Raw genomic sequence first — 9,532 nt, forward strand, 5'->3', positions numbered from 1 at the left:
GCCGCGGTCCAGAACAGCGCGCCCCAGCGGAAGCCGCGCCGCACCGGGACGCGCGGCGCATCGGCAGGCACCGGCAGCAGCGCGGGTTCGGCGTCCGGGGTGATGCGGATCGTGCCGCGCGCGGGCCGGCTCGGATCATCCGGGTCGATCACGACCACGCCGGGGTCGTCGAGTTTGAACGTCGCCGGCCGCCGGTGCGGCGTTTTCTCGCTCATTGCAGCCTGTCTCCGATCAGGAACTGGAGGGCGCGGTCAAGGCGGATATGAGGCAAAGTGGGTTCGTCATCGCCTTCGCGTTCCAGCCGCGGCGGCCGGAAGCGCAGGAAGCGGAAGTCGGCTTGGTCGGCGGCGGCGATGGACAGGCCGGCAAACGCGCCGTCACCCCTGAACAGTTCCTCCGGCTCGGCGGGCAGATCGCCCGGAAAGGTCGCCACCTCGGTTTCGCCGTCGAACGTCTCGCCATTGGCCGTTTCGCCCGGTGCGGGCGTGCCGAGGATCGAAGGTAGCTGGTCCCGGCCGCGTGCGACCGTTGCCTCGCGGGTGGCGCGCACGGCGGCGAGCGCGACCACGTCGATCGCAGCCCCGGCATATTCGGCGCGGCCGGCGGCCTTGGCGACCGTCCGTCGCAACACCGCTTCGAGGCGATCATGGCTCGAATGGTGCAACTGATCGGCCTTGGTGGCGGCAAACAGGATGCGGTCGATCCGCGGCCGGAACAAATTGCTGAACAGCGTGCCGCGGCCGAGCCGGAAACAATCCATGATGCCGGCGAGCGCGGCTTCGAGATCGTGCAAGGCTTCCGGCCCGGCGTTGAACGCCGAGAGCGCATCGACCAGCACGATCTGGCGATCGAGCCGCGCGAAATGATCGCGGAAGAACGGACGCACCACCACGTCCTTGTAGGCCTGGTAACGCCGCCGCATCATCGCCCACAGCGAACCGTCGGGCGCGGTGCCATCCACGGGCATTTCGAGCGGCGCAAATGTCAGCGCCGGCGAGCCCGCGAGATTGCCGGGCATCAGGAAGCGGCCGGGCGGCAAGAGGCTCATGGCGAAGCGTTCGTCGCAGCAGGCGCGCAAATATTCGGTAAACAGCCGCGCGGCCGCGAGCGCGGCCTGCTCGTTCTCGCGGCCTTCGGCGCTCAGCGTATTCAGGTGTTGGTGCCATGGCACAGCCAGCCGCGCACGCGGACCTTCGCGCGACAGCGCGAGGCTCTCGGTAGACCATTGCTCGTAGCTCTTGGTGAGCAGCGGCAGGTCGAGCAGCCATTCGCCGGGATAGTCGACGATATCGAGCGTCAGCGTGCGGTCCGCGCTATTTTGCCGCTGATAGTCGATCACCAGTCGCAGTTCGCTGATATCGACGGTCGAGTTCGGCCAACGCCGCGCCTCGATCAAGGTGCGGACGTGGTTCTCATAGTCGAAGCGGGGCACCGCATCGTCCGGCTGCGGCTCCAGTCGGGCGCGGGCGATCCGCCCGGTGGCGTAGGGTTCGAACACCGGAAAGCGGCCGCCGCGGGTCAGGCCGTGGATCAGCGCGGTGATGAAGACGGTTTTGCCGGCGCGTGACAGGCCGGTGACGCCGAGCCGCACCGTCGGATTGAAAAAGCTGTCGCCGTAATCCAGCAGCGCTCGCGCCGACAGGCGCGCTTCCTCGACGATATCGGAAAAAGTCAGGGCCATTCAGAAACGGGTGAGGGCTCGGCGTGAGGGCCAATTGACGGGACAAATCACCCCGAAGGTGGCGATCGGCGACTGAAAATCAAGCTTCAGACTTCCAACGCGATTGCGGACGAGGCGATTGAACGGTTCGTTGACCTCTTGAGGCCTATGTTTTATTGCTTCGTAACCAGATCCGGCGGGCCGGCATGACCATGTTCAGACTGAAGCAACTCGCCTCGACCTCGATCCATGCCGCGGCCGGCGCGGTGCGGTGGAATTACGACCGGACCGAACTGATCGCCGATGGTATCGTGCATGGCATAGGCGTGTTCTGCGGCCTGATCGCCACCACGGTTCTGATCGTGCTGGCCGCCATGTTCGCTTCCGCCTACCAAATCGTCTCGGTGTCGGTCTATGCCGCGGGCTTGCTCGCCATGCTCGGCTTTTCCGCCGCTTACAATCTTTGGCCGATATCACGGCGCAAATGGCTGCTGCGACGGTTCGATCATTCCTCGATCTACATTCTGATTGCCGCAACCTATACGCCCGTGTTCGCCCAGTTGCAGGACCACGCATTCGCGATGTCGTTGCTGGCCGGGGTCTGGAGCGTCGCCGCGGCAGGGATCGTGATAAAGCTGTTCTTCCCGGGGCGCTTCGACAGGGTGTCGGTCGGTCTCTATCTGGCGATGGGCTGGAGCGGACTGATCGCCTACGACGCCGGGCTGTCGTCATTACCGCATTTGGCGTTGTGGTTCATCGTCGCCGGCGGCCTGCTCTATAGTTTGGGCGTGATCTTCCATGCCTGGCAGCGGCTGCGTTTCCAGAACGTGATCTGGCATGGCTTCGTGCTCTCAGGCGCAGCCTGTCACTACACCGCGATCCTCGATCTGGTTTTGACCTGAAGAGATGAAGGGAAGAGCGGCCATGCAGGTGACCGGCAAAGTCGTGGTCGTCACCGGCGGCGCCAACGGCATCGGGAGGGCGCTTTGCGAGGCCTTTCATCGCGCCGGCGCCGCCAAGGTGGTGGTCGTCGACCTCGATCACGCAGCCGCGGAAGCCGTCGCCGCCTCGGTCGGCGGCGCGGCCTTCAAATGCGATGTCGGGCAGGAAAAGAATATCTGCCACGTGATCGAGGAAACCGAGAAAATGTTCGGTCCGATCGCGCTGTTCTGCTCCAATGCCGGCATCGGCGGCGGCTTCGATCCGCTGTCGGTGAACGCCGGCGGCACCTCCGACGAGCCGTGGGCGCGAAGCTGGGCGATCCACGTCATGGCGCATGTCTACGCGGCGCGGCATCTGATCCCGCGCATGAAGGCGCGCGGCGGCGGCTATTTCCTCAACACGATTTCGGCAGCCGGCCTGCTGTCGCAGGTCGGAAGCCCGGCCTATTCCACCACCAAGCATGCCGCGGTCGGCTTTGCGGAAAATCTCGCGATCTCGCACAAGGCCGACGGCATCAAGGTGTCGATCCTGTGTCCACAGGGCGTCGACACCAACATGCTGCGCTCGATCCCGAAAGGCCCGCAATCCGGCGACGGCGACCTGACCCCGGAGCAGGTGGCGCTGGACGCGCTCGCCGGCATCGAGCAGGAGACTTTTTTGATCCTGCCGCATCCGCAGGTACTCGGCTACATGCGCAAGAAGACCGAGAATTACGACCGCTGGATCGCAGGCATGGCCAAGATCCAGGCCAGGATGCGGGAGGGCTACGGAAAATAACAACCGCACATGGTGCTTCCACTGGCCGGCATTCTCCCGGGAAAGATTGACTCGCTTCTCCGGACATTTAACGTAGATGAAACCGTCGTTCTTTTTGGCCAGCAATTGCGCAAGTCGCGTCGCATGGCCGGGAAATAAGACTCGCACGAATTCAGCGCCGGCATGACCACCGAAACTGAGAGAATAGTGACCGAGGTGAAGCTGGCCGGGGAGCGCATTCCCAGCATCGCGAACAGGGCTTTTCCCTTGCGCAACGCGATACGATGGATCGCGCGATTCGAGGCCCACGATATTGCCACCGTCGTGCTCATGGCCGCGCTCGTCGTCATCGCACTGTTTACCTACAAGCACTATGCGATCTCCAACGATGAAGGCGTGCAGCATCACTACGGCGAATTGATCATCGCCTATTATACCAGCGGCTTCAGGGACCAGAGCGTCTTCAGCTTCCAAAACCTTTATCTCTATGGCGGCCTGTTCGATATCGTTGCCGTGGCCCTTGGTCATGTCGTCCCGATCGATCCATACGACCTGCGCCATATCCTGTGCGCGCTGATCGGTATCGGCGGGATCGGCGCGGCCGCGGCGACGGCGCGACTGATCGCGGGTCCGCGCGCGGGCCTGATCGCCGCGATCAGCCTGACGTTATGCGGCGCGTGGTATGGTTCGATGTTCAACCATACCAAGGACATTCCCTTCGCCGCCGCGATGATGGGAGCGGCACTGTTCCTGATCCGTATCGCGCGCCTGCTGCCGTCGCCGCGTGCGGGTGACATCGCAGCATTCGGCCTGCTGGCGGGCGCCGCGCTCGGCGTGCGGATCGTCGGTTTGCTGCTGGTGATATATGCCGGCTTTGCGATCGCCCTGTACCTGCCCCGGCGGTGGCAGAGCCACGGCCGCCCGCAGTTGCGCTTCGCAGTCGAATCGTTGCTGTCGATGCTGCCGGCGCTGGTGCTCGCCTATGTCATCATGATCCTGGCCTGGCCCTGGGCGGCGCTGGCTCCGCTCAATCCGATCCGCGGCCTGCTCGCATTCTCCGAATTCAACTACGCCATCCGTACGGTGTTGGTCGGCCAGGTCTACGAGATGGCGAATGTGCCGCGGCTTTATGTGCCGATCTACCTCATGATCCGTGTTCCGCTGCTGACGCTGTTCGGCGCGGCGTTGGCGATGATGTTCGCGCAATTGCGGCATCGCGCGGCTAGTTCGAATCCATGGCAGCACCAGGAGATCACCCTGCTCGCGCTGATGGTGATTTTTCCGCTGGCCTGCCAGGTGATCTGGCACGGCCCGGCCTTCACCGGATTGCGCCATTTCCTGTTCTTGATCCCGGTGCTTGCGGCCCTGGCAGGCATCGGGCTCGACAAGGCGATTGCGGCGCTCAGGACGCGCAGTCGCGTGCTCGCCTCCGGCGGGCTCGCAGTCATGACCGCATGCTTGCTCTGGGACGCAGTGACCCTGGTCAGGCTGCACCCCTACGAATACCTGCTCTACAATTCCTTGGTCGGGGGTCTCGACGGGGCGTCACGGCGCTACGATCTCGACTATTGGTTCAGCAGCATGCCCGAGGCGATCAGTCAGCTGGAGGCCTATTTGCGCCGCACCGAGCCTGGCGATCCGAACTGGCCGACGCAGGTCTATTCCGTCGCGGTGTGCGGCGAACGCCTCCCGTTCGAGAAGGCGGTCACGCTCCCGCAACTTCACTGGGATTTCATGCCGCAATGGAACCAGTCCGAGTTCTTCATCGCACCGACCCATCTGAATTGCGATGGCGACCTCGACGGCAAGATCATCGGCGCCGTCGAACGGCTCGGCGTCGCTATCGCCTACGTCAAAGACCGCCGGGCGCTGACCCGGCCCGTGACAACGGCGAGGCGGTGAGCATCCCGCAAGCGGCCCGTGAATCGTCTTCCTGTGTTGCTGTTGCGGTCCCGCGGAATGGCCGTGCCGTCACAGCTTGTGCCCTTTCTGGCGGAGCAACTCGGTCAATCTAGCTAGTGCGCAAATCCTCCATCGCCTTGCGGCTGATATCCTGGCCGATCTGCAGGCTTTGCTGCCGAATCGCTTGCGACTTTTCGAGAAGTTTCTGGCCAGCCGGCTGGTGATAGAAAGCCTCTATCTGGCGCAGCTCGTCCACCGAAAAGGTGCTGGCATAGACCGTGGCGATGCTGTCGACCATCGTGTTATAATAAGGGGTATACGCATCCGCGATCTTGGGCAGCATCGCGTCGTAATCGAGTTCGATTTCCGGCCGGTCCTGTGTCAGGGCGGGCTTGAGACCCAGTAGAATGACCGGCAGCAGCGCCTTGTACTGATCGGAAAGCTTCAGCGTGGTAACCAGCTCGCGCGCCGCCGCCATGGCTTCGGGCGATGGTACTTGCGCCGGCGCCACGCCAGTCGAAAGCAGAAGCACGCTGCCGATAATCATCAGACGTTTGATCGGGCGTAAGGACATAGGCTGGCTCCTCCGGCGAATGATCACACAATCCTCAAGAATTGAGATTTCCGAACCAGCCGGCTCTCATCTTCGCGGTCCTTGAAGACGAGAATTTGCTCGTTGCGGCAACCGCCACGGTTCAGTTGTCCTGGTATCGCGTCGCCTGTTGCAGGCACAGCATCACGCGGTGCCCGGTTTGGCGGCCGCCTCAGGCAGGGCGATGCCGCTCGCATCGACGAACAGATTGGGGACCTGTCCGGTCCGATCCAGAAGCCATGCGAGCCCAATCATGATCAGGATGCCGCCGAAGCTGACGAGCAGTTGCATCCAGACGCCATGGGAGTACTGAACCAGGATCCAATGCGCTCCAAAGGACAGGAATACGCCGAAGCAGAAAAGCGGAAGCGAATGCTGTCCGCACAGCACCATCGGGCGCAGCCATTTGGAGGTGAGTATCTCCGATTTGCGCGGAAAATATCGGGTGACCACCAGCGCCAAAGCGAGGAAGTGCGTGAAACGCAGCATGTCGAGGTCGGTCTTGTCGATCGGATAGATCGCCTTGATCATCCATTTCGGCACCAGCGATTCCAGAAACGCGCTGTGCCAGGTCATGACGATCAGGAATGCGAAGGCAATCCACGCAAGGGCCACTACCAGCGCCACCCGGGACTGGATCACGACCTGGAGCTTGGCGACGCCGCCGACGCCACACCAGGCCGCGAAGACAAACATCAATTGCCAGGCGAACGGATTGAAGTACCAGTACGTTCCGGGCGGATAGGAAGCAAGATTCCAGTCGAACCAGCGGGCCGCGACGTAGAGTACGGCAGAGCCCGCCAGGGTCCAGTTCGGGCGGCGCAACAGGCACCACAGGATCAGCGGTGAAGCGGCCACCAGCGATATATAGAGCGGCAGCACGTCGAGGTCGACCGGCTTGTAGCGCAGCGTGAGCGCCTGCCCGATCAGGATGTCCGGGTGCTGGAGGAAATTGGCGACGTTGAATTCGTCCTTGTACATCGGATTGTCGAACTTCCGGGACGTGCGTGCGATCTGCGCCGTGAAGAGCAGAAACAGCATGATGTGGGCAACGTACATCTGCCAGACGCGTGTCAACAGCCGCTTGGCGGCAGCAAGAAAATTCCCGCCGCGTATAATCGGACTATAGATGTAGCCGGCAAGATAACCGGAAATGAATACGAAGAACTCGGCAGCATCGCTGAAGCCGTAATTGCGCAGGGTCAACCAGGCGACGACGTCGTCCGGAATGTGATCGAGGAAGATCATCCACAGCCCCATGCCGCGGAACAGATCGAGCCGGAGGTCACGCTCGACCGTAAGCGAGAGAGGTGCAATATCCTGATTTGCCATACTGCTTGTCCATTTCGTTCGGTTAGCCGTCGAGTCTCTTATTCTGCCGGCCCGGACTGGTGTTGCACGAGACACCGCGCGGCCGGGGCAATCGTGAACGCGTTTTGCAATTCTGAGCCCAGGCGATATTTGGAAAAAGTCGCAATCCCGGCGTCACTCCCGTTTCGCAACATAGCGAAACGGTCAAACGGCGGAACATCGAACTGCTGGCAGAGATTATCCAGATACGGCGGTACGGGAATCATTGTTACGCGCGCGGCCATCTGACGGATGAAAAACAGTTCGGCTCTTTTGTATTGCAGTGCATCAATTTTCCGGGGCCGCATGGCGGGAATCGGCGGCGCCTAGCACCGACTATACCGATTTGCCGGATCACCGAAATAGACCTTCCGGCGATTCACCTGCATGGCCGCGGCAAATCTCATGAGCCTCCTCCGGCCGTATCTGCGCTGCCGCCGGCACGCTTGGTTCGTGAACTGCTCTTGTCGACGTAGTGCTTGGACCATGACAACAACCAGGCCATTGCGGACATCATCAGGATTCCGCAAATACCTACCAGGAAGTGCAGGGCGAGGCCGGCGGAAAGCTCCGTCAGCACGAAATACCCCGCGAACGCCAGGGCTACGCCGAGGCTGAAGATCTCCAGCGAACGTTGCCCGCACAGGATCATGGGCCATAGCCAGGGCGATTTCAGGCCGGGCCATCCCGCCGGTACGAAACGCAAGGCGACTACCGCCAGTGCCAGGAAGTGCGCGAACCTGAGCACGTCCAGATCGGTCTTGTCGATCGGATACATCCATTGCTCGAGTCGCTGCGGCATCAGGTGATTGAGCTGCGGGAAGTACCAGGTCATCGTCACGCAGAACGTCGCCAACAGATAGGCGAACGAAATCCACAGCGTGACGGGCGACGACAGAAATCGCGACATCCTCTTGGCGCCGCCCAGCGCGCACCAGGCGCCGAACACGAACAGCAATTGCCAGGCAAAGGGGTTGAAGGACCAGAAACCGTTCGGATAGGCCGTCAGGTGCAGATCGTAGCGCCAGGAAAGCGCGTAAAGCGCGACCGAAATGGCGAGCGTGAAATCGGCGCGCCACCTTATCAGCCACAGGACCAGCGGCAAAAAAAGCATCAGCACGATATAGAGCGGCAGGACGTCCATATTGAGCGGGCGATATCTCAACAGCAGCGCCTGGACCATGGCGACGCCGGGCTGCTTGAAGAAATCCGTGATCCCGGTTTCCTCGGCGTAAAACGGCTTGTCGAAGCTGATGACAACGTAGGAGACTTCCGCCACCAGGACCGCGAACAGCAGCACATGCATGGAATAAATCTGCCAGACCCGCCGCAGGATGCGCGCGGTCGCAATCACCATGCCGGACTCAAGCATCGCACGGCCGTAAACGAACGCCGCCGTGTAGCCGGAGATGAAAATGAAAATCTCCGCGGCGTCGCTGAATCCGTAGCTGCGGATCGTGAACCAGGTCAGGACATCGGGCGATACGTGATCGATGAAGATCAGCCAGAGCGCCAGACCGCGAAACAGATCCAGCCGCAATTCGCGCACGCCGGCCGCGGGAAGCGAAACAGCCCTGGTCAGGACGGTCGGTGCCGGCGCGGCGTGCGGCGCGGTCGCATCCGTTGCGCCCGCCACGGGTGGTCCGGCAACTCGATCGGAAATCGATGTCATCCAGCCTGTCTTGAGAGAGGTTGCTGACGCACTTGCGCCACAAAAGATAATATCGGGCCGCGGTTTGCAAGCAATTAAGCGGGTCGGTGGCAGCTTCCTGTCCGGTTCGGGTCCATATCATCACGATCGGGACAAATCCGTATGACGGTTCGGACCCCGGACGATCGATGGATCGCACCGGATCAAGGTGCGGTTGTCACCAAAGCCATCCGTCTGAAAACAGGGCTGAACGGCGGCGGCGCATGGCGAGCAGGCTTGTCAGCTCTTCTGCGCATAGAGCAGCGGCACGGCCGAATTCACCATCACCTCGATCAGGCTGACGCCGTCGTGCGAGAGGCCGCGCTTCAGCGCCGGCGCGAGCTCGGCTGACTTGCCGACCCGCACCGCATCGCAGCCCAAACCCTGCGCGATCTTGACGAAGTCGATGTCCGGCAATTCGAGGCCGGGGACGTTGCGCACCTGCATCACCTGGCTGAACGAGCGCATCGCGCCATAGCCGCAATTGTTGATCACCACCACCGTCAGCGGCAGCTTGCGCTGCGCCGCGGTCCACAGCGCCTGGATCGAATACATCGCCGAGCCGTCGCCGATCAGGCAGACCGTGCGCGTAGCCGGTCGTCCCAGCGCCATGCCGACGGCAGCAGGCAGGCTGTAGCCG

At 62.2% G+C, this 9,532-nt stretch carries 9 protein-coding genes and 1 pseudogene; 3 read left to right on the forward strand and 7 right to left on the reverse strand.

The features are described from left to right. Together WCE35_RS08975 and WCE35_RS08980 are read right to left on the reverse strand one after the other, a co-directional pair. Positions 1-215 (reverse strand): annotated as a pseudogene (locus tag WCE35_RS08975) (TIGR01620 family protein); the annotation flags it as partial. Then, positions 212-1,681, reverse strand: a complete 1,470-nt coding sequence (locus WCE35_RS08980) for a YcjX family protein (RefSeq protein WP_424592993.1) — start codon at positions 1,679-1,681, stop codon at positions 212-214. The pseudogene WCE35_RS08975 and the gene WCE35_RS08980, both read right to left, overlap by 4 nt. A 185-nt stretch (positions 1,682-1,866) precedes the next feature. On the opposite strand from WCE35_RS08980, the gene trhA reads away from it, so the two are divergent. The 3 genes from trhA to WCE35_RS08995 all read left to right on the forward strand — a co-directional run bounded on the left by trhA (position 1,867) and on the right by WCE35_RS08995 (position 5,260). Next, positions 1,867-2,562: a PAQR family membrane homeostasis protein TrhA gene (gene trhA, locus WCE35_RS08985; protein WP_424592994.1), complete on the forward strand. Its 696-nt coding sequence runs from the start codon at positions 1,867-1,869 to the stop codon at positions 2,560-2,562. Positions 2,563-2,584: 22 nt separating this feature from the next. Continuing rightward, on the forward strand, positions 2,585-3,379 hold the full coding sequence (locus WCE35_RS08990) for an SDR family oxidoreductase (protein ID WP_424592995.1): 795 nt from the start codon (positions 2,585-2,587) through the stop codon (positions 3,377-3,379). Between the two features lie 162 nt (positions 3,380-3,541). Beyond that, complete coding sequence (locus WCE35_RS08995) at positions 3,542-5,260, forward strand: glycosyltransferase family 39 protein (protein WP_424592996.1); 1,719 nt, start codon at positions 3,542-3,544, stop codon at positions 5,258-5,260. Positions 5,261-5,369: 109 nt separating this feature from the next. Here WCE35_RS08995 and WCE35_RS09000 read toward each other — a convergent pair whose 3' ends face one another. The 5 genes from WCE35_RS09000 to WCE35_RS09020 all read right to left on the reverse strand — a co-directional run. Next, a complete protein-coding gene (locus WCE35_RS09000; protein WP_424592997.1) occupies positions 5,370-5,834 on the reverse strand; it encodes a DUF2059 domain-containing protein in 465 nt (154 codons plus the stop codon). A 162-nt stretch (positions 5,835-5,996) separates the two neighbouring features. Then, the gene (locus WCE35_RS09005; protein ID WP_424592998.1) at positions 5,997-7,184 is read right to left on the reverse strand and encodes an OpgC domain-containing protein; all 1,188 of its coding nucleotides are present in this window, start codon (positions 7,182-7,184) and stop codon (positions 5,997-5,999) included. A gap of 38 nt (positions 7,185-7,222) precedes the next feature. After that, positions 7,223-7,510 (reverse strand): hypothetical protein, encoded by a 288-nt coding sequence (locus tag WCE35_RS09010; protein ID WP_424592999.1) that lies wholly within the window; start codon positions 7,508-7,510, stop codon positions 7,223-7,225. A gap of 95 nt (positions 7,511-7,605) precedes the next feature. Then, entirely contained in the window at positions 7,606-8,874 is a 1,269-nt protein-coding gene (locus WCE35_RS09015) for an OpgC family protein (RefSeq protein WP_424593000.1), read from the reverse strand. A gap of 258 nt (positions 8,875-9,132) precedes the next feature. Beyond that, positions 9,133-9,532, reverse strand: a 400-nt coding sequence (locus tag WCE35_RS09020; RefSeq protein WP_424593001.1) for a thiamine pyrophosphate-dependent enzyme, incomplete at its 5' end; no start/stop codon positions are given.

Source organism: Bradyrhizobium sp. (genome assembly GCF_049691595.1).
Classification (GTDB): Bacteria; Pseudomonadota; Alphaproteobacteria; order Rhizobiales; family Xanthobacteraceae; genus Bradyrhizobium.

Bases quoted from the DNA above. Each gene is read 5' to 3' on its own strand.
- WCE35_RS08980 (WP_424592993.1), bottom strand. From the start codon at position 1,681: ATGGCCCTGACTTTTTCCGATATCGTCGAGGAAGCGCGCCTGTCGGCG.
- trhA (WP_424592994.1), top strand. From the start codon at position 1,867: ATGACCATGTTCAGACTGAAGCAACTCGCCTCGACCTCGATCCATGCC.
- WCE35_RS08990 (WP_424592995.1), top strand. From the start codon at position 2,585: ATGCAGGTGACCGGCAAAGTCGTGGTCGTCACCGGCGGCGCCAACGGC.
- WCE35_RS08995 (WP_424592996.1), top strand. From the start codon at position 3,542: ATGACCACCGAAACTGAGAGAATAGTGACCGAGGTGAAGCTGGCCGGG.
- WCE35_RS09000 (WP_424592997.1), bottom strand. From the start codon at position 5,834: ATGTCCTTACGCCCGATCAAACGTCTGATGATTATCGGCAGCGTGCTT.
- WCE35_RS09005 (WP_424592998.1), bottom strand. From the start codon at position 7,184: ATGGCAAATCAGGATATTGCACCTCTCTCGCTTACGGTCGAGCGTGAC.
- WCE35_RS09010 (WP_424592999.1), bottom strand. From the start codon at position 7,510: ATGCGGCCCCGGAAAATTGATGCACTGCAATACAAAAGAGCCGAACTG.
- WCE35_RS09015 (WP_424593000.1), bottom strand. From the start codon at position 8,874: ATGACATCGATTTCCGATCGAGTTGCCGGACCACCCGTGGCGGGCGCA.